Raw genomic sequence first — 12536 nt, forward strand, 5'->3', positions numbered from 1 at the left:
GCTCACCCCACAGAACTAGAACGTGTTCCAATCCTACTAGAGTGCGGCCGTGACCACCGACTGGATCAGCCACGCCCTCGCCGCCAAGGGCTTCATGCCCGAGGACGAGGGCATGCTCCTGCACCGCTACGCCCGTGAGCGACTCCCCCACGGCCCCGGGCTCGAGGTCGGCACCTACTGCGGCAAGTCGGCGATCTACGTCGGCGCCGCGGCCCGCGAGGTCGGCGGCACGTTCTTCACCGTCGACCACCACCGTGGGTCCGAGGAGAACCAGGCCGGGTGGGAGCACCACGACCCCACGCTGGTCGACGACGAGCTCGGCGTGATGGACACGCTGCCGGTCTTCCGGCGCAACATCGCCCTGGCCGGCCTCGAGGACCAGGTCATCGCGGTGGTCGGCAAGAGCACGACGGTCGCGACCTTCTGGCGCACTCCCCTGTCGTTGCTCTTCATCGACGGCGGGCACGCCGAGGAGCACGCCCAGAACGACTACTCCGGCTGGGCCCACTGGCTGATGGCCGGCGGGCTCCTGGTCATCCACGACGTCTTCCCCGACCCGGCCGACGGCGGGCAGCCGCCGTACCACGTCTTCCTGCGCGCGCTCGAGAGCGGCGCCTTCACCGAGGTGGAGGCGCTGGGCTCGATGCGGGTGCTGCGCCGGACCTCAGGTGGTGCTGGAGACGCTGTCGGCTGACGGGCAGCCGCACTCGAGCGCGAGCTCGGCGAAGTGCGGCGCCAGCGAGGTGCCGCGCATGATGCCGGAGCCTGCGGTGCTGTGGCCGGCGACCTCACCGAGGGCGTCGATCGCCAGGATCACGGCGGCGGCGGTGTAGGTCGTGTACTCCACCGGCCAGTAGACGTTGCGCGGCTCGCCGTCGGCCTCCGCCTCGTCGCCGTAGACCCAGCCGGTCCAGTAGCGGCCGTCGTCCTCGCGCAGGTGCTGCATGTCCTTGATCAGCGCCAGTGCGCGGCGGTGGTCGCCGATCGTGTCGAGCGCCATCGCGAGCTCACAGGTCTCGGCACCGGTCACCCACGGGTTGGTGTCGACGCAGAGGATGCCGAGGCCCGGGCGCACGAAGTCGTCCCAGCGGCTCTCGAGCAGCTCGAACGCGTCGCGGCCGCGGACCGCACCGCCGAGGACGGGGTAGTACCAGTCCATCGAGTGGGCCGACTTGTCCTCGAACAGGTCGCGGTGCTCGCGTACGGCGTGGCCGAGCCGGCCGCCAGCGAGCTCCCACTCCGGCTGGGGGTCGTCGAGCAGGTCGGCGAGCGCGACGCCGGCGCGCAGCGACTGGTAGATGCTGGACGAGCCGGTCAGCAGGCAGAAGTCGTCGACCGGCGTCCAGCTGATGCCGCCCCACGAGGTCTGCAGGGACACCACCCAGTCGAGGGCGGACCGCACGGTCGGCCAGAAGCGGCTGACGAACGCGATGTCGCGGCGCACCAGCCAGTGGTGCCAGATGCCGACCGCGAGGTAGGCGGTCATGTTGACGTCGCCGCGCTCGTCGTCGGGGACGCCGTTGACGATCTTCATCGGGAACGAGCCGTCGGCGCGCTGCATGGTCGGCATCCAGGAGTAGGCGCGCTCGGCGGCCTCGACCTCACCGCCGACGAGCATCGCCATCGCCGCCTCGACGTGGTTCCACATGTCGACGTGCTCACCGACGCTCCACGGCACGGCGCCGCAGGGCTCCTGCATCGCGACGATCGATGCCGCGGTCGCGGCGACCTGCTCGGCGGTGAGGATGCCCTCGACCCAGGGAAGCTGCGCGAGCGGATCGCTCACGAGGTGGCTTCCGGCTTGCGGAAGTAGAGCACCATGCTCTTGCCGATCAGCGGGTCGAGCACCTTGCCGGCGTACTGGAGCGCCTTGGGCTGCTTCATGATCTCCCACACCAGGAGCTTGTGATAGCTGCGGGCGAAGAAGTTGTCGTCGTTCTCGACGCCGACGGCGCACTTGATCCACCAGTACGGCGCGTGGAGTCCGTGGGCGTAGTCCTTGCCCTCGAAGATCATCGCGTCGCCGGGCTCGCCGTCGTTGTACTTGCCGGCCTTGGTGACCTTGTCGACCAGCTCGTGGTCCGTGTAGATCCGGATGTGTCCACCCGCGGCGTTGTGGTAGTCGTCGGAGAGCTTCCAGTTGATGACCTCGGGCAGCCAGCGCGGCACCGAGATCGCCAGCGTGCCGCCCGGACGGAGCACGCGGACGAGCTCCTTGATCGCGTCGACGTCGGCGTGGATGTGCTCGAGCACCTCGGCCGCGACGATCCGGTCGAACTCGCCGTCCGCGAACGGCAACTGGAGCGCGTCACCCTGCTTGATGTCGGCCAGGGCGCCGGCCGGGACCTCGCCCTGCTCCTTCATCGCGCCGAAGATCTCGAGCACGCCGGCCAGCTCGTCGGCGTCCATGTCGAACGCGACGACGTCGGCCCCGCGGCGGTACATCTCGAACGCGTGGCGTCCGCCACCCGCTCCCATGTCGAGCACGCGCTCACCGGGCTTCAGGCCCAGCCGGTCGAAATCAACGGTCAGCACTGGTGCTCTCCTCCATCTCACGCCGGTAGTCGGCGATGACTTCTTCGTACGCCGTCGCGACGGTCGCAGCGACCGCCCGCCAGCTGAACAGCTCGTCGACGCGCTTGCGCCCCGCCGCGCCGTACCGCGCACGTCGCTCGGGGTCGTCGAGCAGGGCCGCGATCGCGGCCTCGAGCTCACCGACGTCGCCGGGCTTCACCAGGTCGGCGCAGAGGCCGTCGGGACCGACGACCTCGGGGATCGCGCCGGCGTCGGAGACGACCAGCGGGGTCGCGCAGGCCATCAGCTCCGCGGTCGGCAGCGAGAAGCCCTCGTAGAGCGACGGGACGCAGGCGACCTCCGCCGAGCCCATCAGCTCGACGAGCTCCTCCTCGCTCACCCCGTGCACGAAGTGGACGGAGTCGGAGATGGAGAGCTTGTCGATCAGCTTCTCGGTGGTGCCGCCGGCCTTGGGCTTGGTGACCAGGAAGAGCTCGATGTCGCGCTCGGTGCGCAGCTTGGCGAAGGCCTCGAGCAGGGTCGCGATGCCCTTCATCGGTGCGTCGGCGCTGGCCATCGCCATGATCCGGCCCGGGACCCGCGGCTTGGTCGGCGGCTTGAAGCCGTCGTCCACGCCGAGCAGGATCACCTGCATCTTGGCGGGGTCGACGCCGAAGTCGGTGGCGATGTCGCGCTTGGAGGTCTCCGAGGGCGTCATGATCTTGCGCATCTGGCGCGCCACCCGGGCCTGCATCTTCACGAAGCCGTACCAGCGGGTGAGCGTGAACTTGCGCCACGGGTTGCGTGCGGCCTTGATGTCGATGCGCCGGTCGTAGCTGATCGGGTGGTGCAGCGTCGTGATCAGCGGCAGGCCGAGCTTCTCGATCTCGAGCATGCCGTAGCCGAGCACCTGGTTGTCGTGGACGATGTCGAAGTCGTCGACGCGCTCGCTCAGGGCGCGGACGGCGCGCAGGCTGAACGTCTTCGGCTCGGGGAAGCCGGCCGCGCACATGGTGGCGAACTCCTCGACGTCGATCCGGTCGCGGAACTCCTTGAGCTTCGGCACCCGGAAGGGGTCGGGCTCGCGGTAGAGGTCGAGGCTGGGCAGCTTGGTCAGCGCCACGCCCTCGTCGAGGTCGGGGTACGGCTGCCCGGAGAAGACCTCGACCTCGTGGCCCAGGTTGGTCAGCTCGCGGCTCAGGTGGCGGATGTAGATGCCCTGACCACCGCAGTGCGGCTTGCTCCGATACGACAGCAATGCGACGCGCATCCGCACCCTCTCTACTCACGTGGGCCGCCAGGGAGGCGGAGCCCATGGGCCGGATGCCATGACACGCCGGGCCAAACTGAAGTGGAACGTGTTCCTATTTTAGACCATCGGTTGCTAGCCTAGTTGGCGATATCAACGGGACACTCGGGGGTCTCTAGACTCTGCGGACCATCGTCGTTCCGATCGACACACCGAGCATGGGGGTCCCTGTGAGCAGCGCCAACTCATTGGCCGTCGAGGATCTGGGTTCTGCCGCGCAGCGTGACCGGCGCAAGCGGATCCTCGATGCCACGATCGCGCTCGCGTCCCAGGGTGGCTTCGACGCCGTCCAGATGCGCTCCGTCGCCGAGAAGGCCGACGTCGCCCTCGGCACCCTCTACCGCTACTTCCCCTCGAAGATCCACCTGCTGGTCTCGGCCCTGCAGCGCGAGTTCGAGCGCACCGAGTCCACCCTGCGCGAGCGGCCGATCGACGGTGACACCACCGCCGACCGGGTCATCAACGTCCTGAAGCGGACCACCCGGGGCATGCAGAGCGACCCCCAGCTGACCGAGGCGCTGACCCGCGCGTTCATGTTCGCCGACGCGTCGGTGGCGGCCGAGATCCACCAGGTCGGCATGCTGCTCACCTCGATGCTCACGCGCGTCATGTACCCCGAGGGCGACCACCGGCTCACCGAGGAGGACGTCGCCATCGCGCGCGTCATCGGTGACGTCTGGCTCTCCGCCCTCGTCGGCTGGGTCACCGGACGCAGCAGCGCCGCCGAGACCGGTCAGCAGATCGAGGTCGCGGTCAAGCTCCTGCTGCGGGACTAGCCTCGAACGACGCCGCGGTCCGCCCACGGCGCCGCGACCGACGCAGCGGCGAGGTCAGGGTGTAGAGGCCCATCATCCCGACCGAACCGAGCAGCATCAGGTGAGCGCCGGCCGCGTCGGCGACGCCGTACGACGCGGCTGCACCGGGTGCGGCCATCGCCCAGCGCCGGACCTGGCTGCTCCTGGGCGCGCCTGTTGCGGACCAGGTCGCGAGGTGCTCGCAGTTGTTGCGCACCAGGTGGTAGCCGTGGGTGCCGAGCCTGGACTCCGCGTTGCGGATGATCTCCTCGACGGGCAACCGGGTCCGGTAGGCACGCACCTGGATCTCGCCGCCGCTCGCGAACGACTCCAGAGGGGTCCGCTCGACGCGGCGGAGCGTTCCGCGACCGCCGACGTAGTGGATGACCGTGCCGTCGCCGCAGTAGATGCCGTGGTGGCTGTAGCGCGCGCGACGGCGGACGTAGATGTGGTCGCCGCGGTTCACGCCGGCGCCGTCTCGACGAAGACGAAGCGCCGGAAGACCCAGAACCGGGTGGCGGTCCCGAGCCCCAGACCGATCACGTTGGCGGCCAGGTTGTCGGAGAGCGGGCTGCTGAGACCCAGCACGTGGCGGCTCACCCACAGGCACACGACGGGGATCGCCATGGTGAGGGCGCCGAGGCCGAAGAACGCGACCAGGCCGGAGCCGGGGTCGCTGAGCTCGCGGTCGCGGAACGTGTAGAGCCGCATCCCGGCGTACGCGACGCACCCGGCCAGGACGTTGACCAGGACGAATGCCAGGACCGCCTGGTTCGCGAGTGGTGCGCTCCGCAGGAACAGCCCGTGAACGAGGACGTTGAACCCGAGGAACGAGACCGCGGTCGCGAGGCCGCCGACGACGAGGAAGCGGACCAGCTCTCCCCACACGCGCCGCACCGCGGAGGGGGGTGCGGATGCCGGGCTCACCGGGCAGAGGCTACCGGCGAGTCGGGCGCTTCCCACGATCGGCGCACCCGCTGAGCGACGCCTTGGGACGACAGGTCAGACTCGTGGGCGCACCTACCACTCGATCCACACGGAGAAGTTCATGCCTCGCCTGACCCGCCTGCTGATCCTCCCCTGCGCCGCCGTGCTCGCCACCGTGCTCGTCGGCTGCAGCAGCGACGACTCGTCGGACGCGTCCGCCGACCCTTCGACGTCGACCTCGGCGTCCGCGAGTGCGTCCGCCAGCCCGTCCGCCACGGGCTCGCCGCTGCCGGGATCGGCTCAGGTGTGCGCCGCCGGCGCCGCGGTGAAGGAGAGCATCGGCGAGGTCAACTCTGCCCTGCAGGCCGGCAACTTCGGTGACGCCGTGACCAGCCTGGGCAAGGTCCGGACGTCGCTCGGGCAGCTCACCACGGCGAGCAAGGAGCTCACGTCGCAGGCCCGCGACGCGCTCGACCCGCGCACCCAGGAGATCACCACCCAGATCAAGCTGCTGGCCGACGCCCAGACCCTCGACCAGCTGCAGTCGGCGTTCACGATCATCCCGCTCGAGTTCCAGCAGCTCGAGGGCGACATCAAGACCAACGCCGGCTGCTAGCCCGGGAACGTCCCGCAGCCCGCGGGGTACGACGCGTAGTAGGACTTGTCGAAGAGCTTGGCGGTCGCGAGCGAGGCGGAGAACCCGAAGAACGAGGCCTTGATCCCGGTCGAGGCCTGGATCTGGAACTTGCGGGTGTCGCAGCCGGCGCCGTACGTCGCGATGCCGCTCGACCCGATGAGGGTGACGTTGCCGGCGATGTTGAGGCCCTTGGTGCCCATCCCGAGCTCGAGCTGGGGCAGCTGGGCGCCGAGGACGAAGCTGATCGGTCCGGTCGCGACCGCGTGGGCCGCGTCGAGGACGATCTTGCCGAGACCCTTGAGCACGCCCTGGGTCGTCGTCGCGCCGCTGTCGGAGAGCTTGAAGCCACCCTTGCCGTCGTAGTCGAGGCTGTAGCTGCCGGTGAGCTCCTGGTCGAAGCTCGAGAAGCCCGCGCTGGCGAAGAACGCCACCTTGACCCCGACGTAGAACGGGATGCCGCCCACCAGGAACGGGACTGCCACCTCGGCGGGCAGCGTGACCTTGATGCCGCCGGCGTCGCCCAGGCCGAAGGCGGAGATGGGCTTGGCTGAGTAGCCCAGCTCGAACTTCCCGGCGAGGTTGTTGGCGAGCCACTGCGCCTGGCCGAGCTTGCCCTTGCTGACCGTGATCGAGCCCGCCGTCCTCAGGTTGGTCAGCGTGCCGGTGACGTTGACCTCGAGCTCGACGGGGGTGTCCCGGGTGATCGCGATCTTGACCGCCATCCCGGACCCGGACGGCGTGAACGTCGCGGAGTAGCCGTAGCCCTCGACCTTGCCCTTGAGCGTGAATCCGCCGCTGGCCCGCTGGGCGGCGGTCCGCGCGACGGGCACCCCGTCGCCGCCGATGGCGAAGGCCTTGGACCAGTCGACGCCCGAGCTCCACGAGAGCGTGCCGTCGGCGACCACGTCGGTCAGCGCTGCGTCCGAGGTGGTCACGACCAGGTGCTTCGCGACGACGTCGACGGCGGTGACGTCGCGGACCGCCTTCTTCTCGAGCAGCATCACCGAGCCGGCCTTCAGCTTCGCCAGGACTCCGGAGGCCGACTTGAAGGTGTACGTCGTGCCGTCGCCGGAGACCTTCATGAGCTGCTTGGCCACGACCGCCGAGGGAACCACCACGGTCTGCGGGGTGTACGTGACCTTGCCGGCGGCAGCGGCTGCGGTGGTGGGCGGCGGTGCAGCCGTGGCGGCCGGCGAACCACCGGCCGTGCCGGCGAGGGCGAGAGCCGTGCTGAGCACGGCGACTCCGGCAGCGAGCATCCGTCGGGACGAGCGGGCCACAGCGCACCTCCAGGTCAGCCGTCTGCGCGACGGACCCTGTCAACGTAGGACGCTCAGCCGCCGGGGCGCATGGCTCATCCGGGTGGTTCGCCGGGCCGCCCGACGCCGCGTCAGCGCAGGGACAGCGTGCCGGTCGGGTCGGTCAGGCGGTCCACGCAGCCCTGGCGGGTGCACTCCTGGAGGACGTGGGCGTCGCCCTGCTGGGTGACGACGTAGAGGTCACCGTCGATCCAGTCGAGGTCGAGCGCCTGCCCCGTGAGCGGGACCCGCTCCTGGTGACCGCTGGCGACGTCGAAGAACGCCAGGCCGGGCTCCATGCCGGCCGCCGCCTCGCGGGCACTCGGCGCGAAGGCGTACGTGTCCCCGTCAGCGGAGAGGGCGCCGTTCTCGCCGCCCAGGAAGGACTGGCCGCGGGTCCCGTCCGCTCCGAAGAACTGCACGGTGCCGTCGGCCACGACGGCGACGGTGAATCCGCCCACCTCCACCCGGTCGGGCTCGACGGCGTTGCCGTCACTGCCGAGATCGACTGGGTGGAGTCCCTCGGCGTCGTGCACGACCAGGTCGGTGGACTCCCCGGTCACCACGAACGCGTGCTCCCCCGCACCCAGCAGGGTGCCGTCCATCCAGGCGCTGTCCTGGCCGCGGGTGCCCGTCCAGTGGATCGCACCCGTGGTCGTCTCATAGGTGACGCCCGTGCGGTCCACGAAGGCGGTCGCGACGCCGTCGATGACGCCGTCGGTCAGGCCGAGCAGCCGGTGCCCGGAGAGCACGACCTCCCGACCGTCGAGCCGACCGAGCGGGCGTCCGGCGAGACCGGTGTCGGTGAGGGTGCCATCGGCGGCGAGGAGCTCGACCCGGCCGCCGAGCACGACCGCGACGCCCGGGTCCGGCGCAGCGGCGTAGGTCGTCGGGTCCGAGCGGTCGCCGAGGTGCGGGACGACCACCGCGAACGCGGTGGCGACGGCGGCCACGGCCGTCGCTCCGACGAGCGCCTGGACGCCGCGGCGGCGGCGACGCGCACGGCGTACGCGCCCGTCGAAGACGACCTGGTCGACGGGCGGCACGGTGATGGCCTCGTGGATGGCGTGGAGGTTCTGGCGGAGCTCGGTGTCGGTCATGGCAGCAACTCCAGGTCGGGGATCGCGGCGCGCAGCCGCTTGAGGGCGTGGTGGGTCTGGCTCTTGACCGACCCGAGCGAGACGCCGAGCGCGTCGGCGGTCTCCTGCTCGGAGAGGTCCTCGATGTAGCGGAGCACCAACGTCGCGCGCATCCGGGGCGGCAGCCGCCGGATCTCCTCCCACAGCGCGAGGTGCTCGGCGCGGACGTCGATCCCGCCGCCGTGCCCGCGGTCGGGCAGCTGGTCGGAGACGGTCTCGCGGCCGCGTCGACGCCACTGGCGCGACGCCTGGTGGAGCATCGCCTTGCGCACGTAGGCCTCGGCCGCGCCCTTGGCACGGATCGAGCGCCAGCGGACGCAGGTGCGGGCGAGGACGTCCTGGAGGAGGTCCTCGGCCTGGTGGTGCTCGCCGGTGAGGAGGTACGCCGTGCGGTAGAGGGCCGCCCAGCGGGCAGCCATGAACTCGGCGAACGTGGTGTCGGGTTCCATCACCAGTACAAGAGCCCCGTCCCGGTCAGAAGGTTGAGGACCGACCGGGAGAAGTTTGCTACTCGATGAACTCCGCCGTGGAGCCACCCAGCTCCATGGGGGCCATGCCGAGCTTGCGGTGGTCCCACGAGCGGATCCGCGCGGCGTCGAGCCGGACGGCCGCACGGTTGTGGGCCATGAACTCCACGAAGGGCTTGAGCTCCTCGGTGTACGGCGCGTTGTAGCGCTCGAAGATGTTGACGCAGACGTCCCAGACGACGGCCTCGTCCTCGATCACCTCGGCGGTGCCCTCGATGGCGACGCCGCGGAGCTGGTCGTAGGTGTGGCCCGTCTCGACCAGGAAGCTGCACCGGGGGTCGCGACGCAGGTTGACGGTCTTCTGCGCCTTCTTCTTGGTCTCGAACCAGATGCTGCCGTCGTCCGTCACGGCGTACCACATGCCGACGAGGTGGATCTGGCCCTGGGGCCCGAAGGTGCCGAGGGTGCAGGAGCGCTGCTGCTGCAGGAACTGGGTGACCTCGTCGTCGGACATGACGATCTGACCGCGCTGGTTAGCCATGCGAGGAACCTATCCGCCGAAGGCGTGCGTGGCCGTCACGCCGCCGTCGACCGAGATCTCGGCGCCGTTGATGTAGGACGACTCGTCGCTGCCGAGGAAGACGTAGAGCGGGGCGATGTCCTCGGGGTGGCCGACGCGACGCAGCGGGACCTTCGAGGCGCCGTACGCCATCGCGTCGTCGCCACCGTGCACGCGCGTCATCGGGGTGTCGATCATGCCGGGGTGGACCGAGTTGACCCGGATCCCCTTCGGGCCGAGCTCCATCGCGGCGCACTTGGTCATGCCGCGGATCGCCCACTTGGTGGCGGCGTACGCCGCACAGCCGGCCATGCCGGCCAGGCCCTCGACCGAGGAGGCGTTGATGATCGAGCCGCCGCCGTTCTCGCGCATGGTGCGGGTGACTGCCTGCATCCCGAGGAAGCACCCGAGCTGGTTGACCCGCCAGAGCAGCTCGACCTCGTCGACGCCCATCCGCTCGATGTCGCCGAAGCGCAGGATCCCGGCGTTGTTGGCCAGCACGTTGACCGGGCCGAAGCGCTCGTTGGTGTCCTCGACCAGCGAGGTCCAGGAGCCGGCGTCGCTGACGTCGTGGTGAGCGAAGCGAGCGCTGCTCTGCCCGAATTCCTGGCAGAGCTCGTCGGCGAGCGCCTGGCCGGCGTCCTTGGCGACGTCCGCGATGACGACCTTCGCGCCCTCGGCGACGTAGGCCCGGGCGATCCCGGCGCCCTGCCCCATCGCGCCGCCGGTGACGATGGCGACCTTGCCTTCCAGTCGCATCTCAGGCCTTCAGCTTCATGATCGAGTCGGCGGCGAAGCCGACGGTGGGGTCGCGGTCGGTGAAGTAGCCACCGAGCTGCTTGTCGAGGTCGTCAGCGGTCCAGAGCGAACCGGACTTGTCGAAGCGCTCCTCGACGATGGGTGCGGCGACCAGGGCCACCATCCCGCCGTAGACGACGAAGACCTGGCCGGTGATCCGCGCGGCGGCCGGCGAGGCGAGGTAGGCGACGACGGGCGCGACGTGCTCGGGCGAGTAGGGGTCGACCTCGAGGCCGGACTCGTCCTCGCCGAAGACCTGGGCGGTCATCGCGGTCCGCGCCCGCGGGCAGATCGCGTTGGCGCGTACGCCGCTGCTCGCCATGGACCGAGCGGTGGAGACCGTCAGCGCGGCGATGCCGGCCTTGGCGGCGCCGTAGTTGGCCTGGCCGGGCGGACCGGAAAGGAACGCCTCGGACGCGGTGTTGACGACGGCCGCCTCGACGGAGGCGCCGGACTCCTTCGCCTTCGCACGCCAGTAGGCCGCGGCGTTGCGCGACAGCAGGAAGTGACCGCGGAGGTGGATGTGGATGACCAGGTCCCACTCCTCGTCGGACATGTTGAAGAGCATCCGGTCCTTGGTGATGCCCGCGTTGTTGACGACGATGTCGAGGCCGCCGAAGCCGTCGACCGCCGCGGCGACCATGGCGTCGGCGGTGGACCGCTCCCCCACGTCGCCGGCGACGATGGTCGCCTCACCACCGCGCGAGCGGATCTCCTCGGCCGCCTCGTCGGCGCCGCCGGGCAGGTCGTTGAGCACGATGCGCGCGCCCGCGTCGGCCAGGGCCAGCGCCTCGGCGCGCCCGAGTCCGGCGCCGGCACCGGTCACGATCGCGACCTTGCCGTCGAGAGAAGTGTTCGTCACGCTTAGTCCTCCAGCAGGGAGATCGCGGCGCGCGGGCAGGCAGCCACGGCGCGCTTCACGTTGTCGATGTTCTCGGGAGTCGTCTCCTCGGTCTTGAGCTGGAGGAAGTCGTCGTCATCCAGCTCGAACACCTCGGGGGCCATCGCCTCGCACAGCGCGTTGGACTCGCAGAGGTCGAAGTCGACCTTGATCTTCATGGCTCAGCTTCCTTCACTCGAGTGACCGGGGAACACGTGGGCGGTGGGGTCGATCACGACGGCCGCGTTGTTGACCGCCGTGGCGGCCTCGCCGAAGCCGACGGCGATCAGGCGGACCTTGCCGGGGTACTCCGTGATGTCGCCGGCGGCGAAGACGCGCGCCAGGTTGGTGCGCATCGCGGAGTTGACGACGACGTGCCGCTTCTCGACCTCGATGCCCCACTGCTGGATCGGGCCGAGGTCGGCGACGAAGCCGAGCGCCGCGACGATCGCCTGGGTCGGCCGGGTCGTGACCTCGCCACCGACGGAGATGTCGATCGACTCGACGGTGCCGTTGCCGTTGATCGCGGTGACCTCGGCCTTGGTGACGATCTCGACCTTGGGCGAGGCGCGGACCGCCTCGACGGTGCGCTCGTGGGCGCGGAAGGCGTCGCGGCGGTGCACCAGCGTGACCGAGCGGGCGACCGGCTCGAGGTGGAGCGCCCAGTCGAAGGCGCTGTCGCCGCCACCGACGATGACGACGTCCTTGCCGACGTAGGGCTGGAAGCTGGGGACGAAGAACTCCAGGCCGCGGCCCAACCACCCGTCGCCGGCGGGCAGGGGTCGCGGGCTGAACTTGCCGATGCCGGCGGTGATCAGGACGACCTTCGCGCGGACGTCGGTGCCGTCGTCGAGTCCGACGGTCACGCCGTCCTCGTCCTCGACCAGGGTCAGAGCAGTGCGCTCGAGGAGGTAGACCGGCTCGGAAAGGGCGGCCTGCTCGACCAGGCCCTCGACCAGCTCGCGACCCTTGACCGACGGGAAGCCCGCCACGTCGAGGATCTGCTTCTCGGGGTACATCGCGGTGATCTGGCCGCCGAGCTCGGGCAGCGAGTCGACGACGGCGATCCGCATGCCGCGGAAGCCGGCGTAGTAAGCGGCGAACAGACCGGTGGGACCGGCGCCGATGACGAGGAGGTCGGTGTCAACCGTGGGTGCGGGCACGCGGCGATCCTTCTCCTGTCGGGCGGTCGACTCAACTATAACCTGTTCTAG

16 protein-coding genes are annotated in these 12536 nt (G+C 70.1%); 3 read left to right on the forward strand and 13 right to left on the reverse strand.

Annotated elements, in window-relative coordinates; translation table 11 throughout:
- Positions 1 to 49: 49 nt before the first annotated feature.
- On the forward strand, positions 50 to 694 hold the full coding sequence (locus ABLE68_RS20070; protein WP_348873722.1) for a class I SAM-dependent methyltransferase: 645 nt from the start codon (positions 50 to 52) through the stop codon (positions 692 to 694).
- Here the strand turns inward: ABLE68_RS20070 and ABLE68_RS20075 are convergent.
- Genes ABLE68_RS20075 through ABLE68_RS20085 form a run of 3 tightly spaced genes read right to left on the reverse strand, consistent with a single transcriptional unit; the run spans position 665 to position 3784 of the window.
- Complete coding sequence (locus tag ABLE68_RS20075) at positions 665 to 1786, reverse strand: prenyltransferase/squalene oxidase repeat-containing protein (protein WP_348873724.1); 1122 nt, start codon at positions 1784 to 1786, stop codon at positions 665 to 667. The two genes, ABLE68_RS20070 and ABLE68_RS20075, sit on opposite strands and share 30 nt — an antisense overlap.
- Positions 1783 to 2535 carry a class I SAM-dependent methyltransferase gene (locus ABLE68_RS20080; RefSeq protein WP_348873726.1) on the reverse strand — a complete coding sequence of 251 codons (753 nt, stop codon included), beginning with the start codon at positions 2533 to 2535 and terminating at the stop codon, positions 1783 to 1785. The genes ABLE68_RS20075 and ABLE68_RS20080 overlap by 4 nt, the downstream gene beginning before the upstream one ends.
- Entirely contained in the window at positions 2522 to 3784 is a 1263-nt protein-coding gene (locus tag ABLE68_RS20085; RefSeq protein WP_348873728.1) for a glycosyltransferase family 4 protein, read from the reverse strand. The genes ABLE68_RS20080 and ABLE68_RS20085 overlap by 14 nt, the downstream gene beginning before the upstream one ends.
- 209 nt (positions 3785 to 3993) lie before the next feature.
- Between ABLE68_RS20085 and ABLE68_RS20090 the strand changes: the two genes are divergently transcribed.
- On the forward strand, positions 3994 to 4599 hold the full coding sequence (locus ABLE68_RS20090) for a TetR family transcriptional regulator (RefSeq protein ID WP_348873729.1): 606 nt from the start codon (positions 3994 to 3996) through the stop codon (positions 4597 to 4599).
- Here ABLE68_RS20090 and ABLE68_RS20095 read toward each other — a convergent pair.
- Complete coding sequence (locus ABLE68_RS20095) at positions 4577 to 5083, reverse strand: lecithin retinol acyltransferase family protein (RefSeq protein ID WP_348873731.1); 507 nt, start codon at positions 5081 to 5083, stop codon at positions 4577 to 4579. The genes ABLE68_RS20090 and ABLE68_RS20095 overlap by 23 nt on opposite strands.
- Entirely contained in the window at positions 5080 to 5544 is a 465-nt protein-coding gene (locus ABLE68_RS20100; protein ID WP_348873732.1) for a GtrA family protein, read from the reverse strand. Before ABLE68_RS20100 ends, ABLE68_RS20095 begins: the two co-directional genes overlap by 4 nt.
- A gap of 121 nt (positions 5545 to 5665) precedes the next feature.
- Between ABLE68_RS20100 and ABLE68_RS20105 the strand changes: the two genes are divergently transcribed.
- Positions 5666 to 6160 (forward strand): hypothetical protein, encoded by a 495-nt coding sequence (locus ABLE68_RS20105; protein WP_348873734.1) that lies wholly within the window; start codon positions 5666 to 5668, stop codon positions 6158 to 6160.
- On the opposite strand, the gene ABLE68_RS20110 is transcribed toward ABLE68_RS20105, so the two are convergent.
- From ABLE68_RS20110 to ABLE68_RS20145, 8 genes are all read right to left on the reverse strand, one after another.
- Positions 6157 to 7461: a hypothetical protein gene (locus ABLE68_RS20110; RefSeq protein WP_348873736.1), complete on the reverse strand. Its 1305-nt coding sequence runs from the start codon at positions 7459 to 7461 to the stop codon at positions 6157 to 6159. The two genes, ABLE68_RS20105 and ABLE68_RS20110, sit on opposite strands and share 4 nt — an antisense overlap.
- A 110-nt stretch (positions 7462 to 7571) precedes the next feature.
- Positions 7572 to 8579 (reverse strand): hypothetical protein, encoded by a 1008-nt coding sequence (locus ABLE68_RS20115; protein WP_348873738.1) that lies wholly within the window; start codon positions 8577 to 8579, stop codon positions 7572 to 7574.
- Complete coding sequence (locus tag ABLE68_RS20120) at positions 8576 to 9067, reverse strand: SigE family RNA polymerase sigma factor (RefSeq protein WP_348873740.1); 492 nt, start codon at positions 9065 to 9067, stop codon at positions 8576 to 8578. Before ABLE68_RS20120 ends, ABLE68_RS20115 begins: the two co-directional genes overlap by 4 nt.
- A gap of 58 nt (positions 9068 to 9125) precedes the next feature.
- Positions 9126 to 9626: a pyridoxamine 5'-phosphate oxidase family protein gene (locus tag ABLE68_RS20125; RefSeq protein ID WP_348873742.1), complete on the reverse strand. Its 501-nt coding sequence runs from the start codon at positions 9624 to 9626 to the stop codon at positions 9126 to 9128.
- Positions 9627 to 9635: 9 nt separating this feature from the next.
- Positions 9636 to 10403, reverse strand: a complete 768-nt coding sequence (locus tag ABLE68_RS20130) for an SDR family NAD(P)-dependent oxidoreductase (RefSeq protein ID WP_348873744.1) — start codon at positions 10401 to 10403, stop codon at positions 9636 to 9638.
- A gap of 1 nt (position 10404) precedes the next feature.
- Positions 10405 to 11304, reverse strand: a complete 900-nt coding sequence (locus ABLE68_RS20135) for a 3-oxoacyl-ACP reductase (protein ID WP_348873745.1) — start codon at positions 11302 to 11304, stop codon at positions 10405 to 10407.
- 2 nt (positions 11305 to 11306) lie between these two features.
- Positions 11307 to 11501 carry a ferredoxin gene (locus tag ABLE68_RS20140; RefSeq protein ID WP_348873746.1) on the reverse strand — a complete coding sequence of 65 codons (195 nt, stop codon included), beginning with the start codon at positions 11499 to 11501 and terminating at the stop codon, positions 11307 to 11309.
- 3 nt (positions 11502 to 11504) lie between these two features.
- Positions 11505 to 12485 carry an NAD(P)/FAD-dependent oxidoreductase gene (locus ABLE68_RS20145; protein ID WP_348873747.1) on the reverse strand — a complete coding sequence of 327 codons (981 nt, stop codon included), beginning with the start codon at positions 12483 to 12485 and terminating at the stop codon, positions 11505 to 11507.
- Positions 12486 to 12536: the final 51 nt, after the last annotated feature.

Origin of the sequence: Nocardioides pollutisoli, from assembly GCF_040045055.1 — a bacterium.
GTDB lineage: Bacteria > Actinomycetota > Actinomycetes > Propionibacteriales > Nocardioidaceae > Nocardioides > Nocardioides tweenelious.

Coding starts and splice junctions, on each gene's coding strand:
- ABLE68_RS20085 (WP_348873728.1), bottom strand. CDS start 3,784: ATGCGCGTCGCATTGCTGTCGTATCGGAGCAAGCCGCACTGCGGTGGT.
- ABLE68_RS20105 (WP_348873734.1), top strand. CDS start 5,666: ATGCCTCGCCTGACCCGCCTGCTGATCCTCCCCTGCGCCGCCGTGCTC.
- ABLE68_RS20115 (WP_348873738.1), bottom strand. CDS start 8,579: ATGACCGACACCGAGCTCCGCCAGAACCTCCACGCCATCCACGAGGCC.
- ABLE68_RS20120 (WP_348873740.1), bottom strand. CDS start 9,067: ATGGAACCCGACACCACGTTCGCCGAGTTCATGGCTGCCCGCTGGGCG.
- ABLE68_RS20125 (WP_348873742.1), bottom strand. CDS start 9,626: ATGGCTAACCAGCGCGGTCAGATCGTCATGTCCGACGACGAGGTCACC.
- ABLE68_RS20130 (WP_348873744.1), bottom strand. CDS start 10,403: ATGCGACTGGAAGGCAAGGTCGCCATCGTCACCGGCGGCGCGATGGGG.
- ABLE68_RS20140 (WP_348873746.1), bottom strand. CDS start 11,501: ATGAAGATCAAGGTCGACTTCGACCTCTGCGAGTCCAACGCGCTGTGC.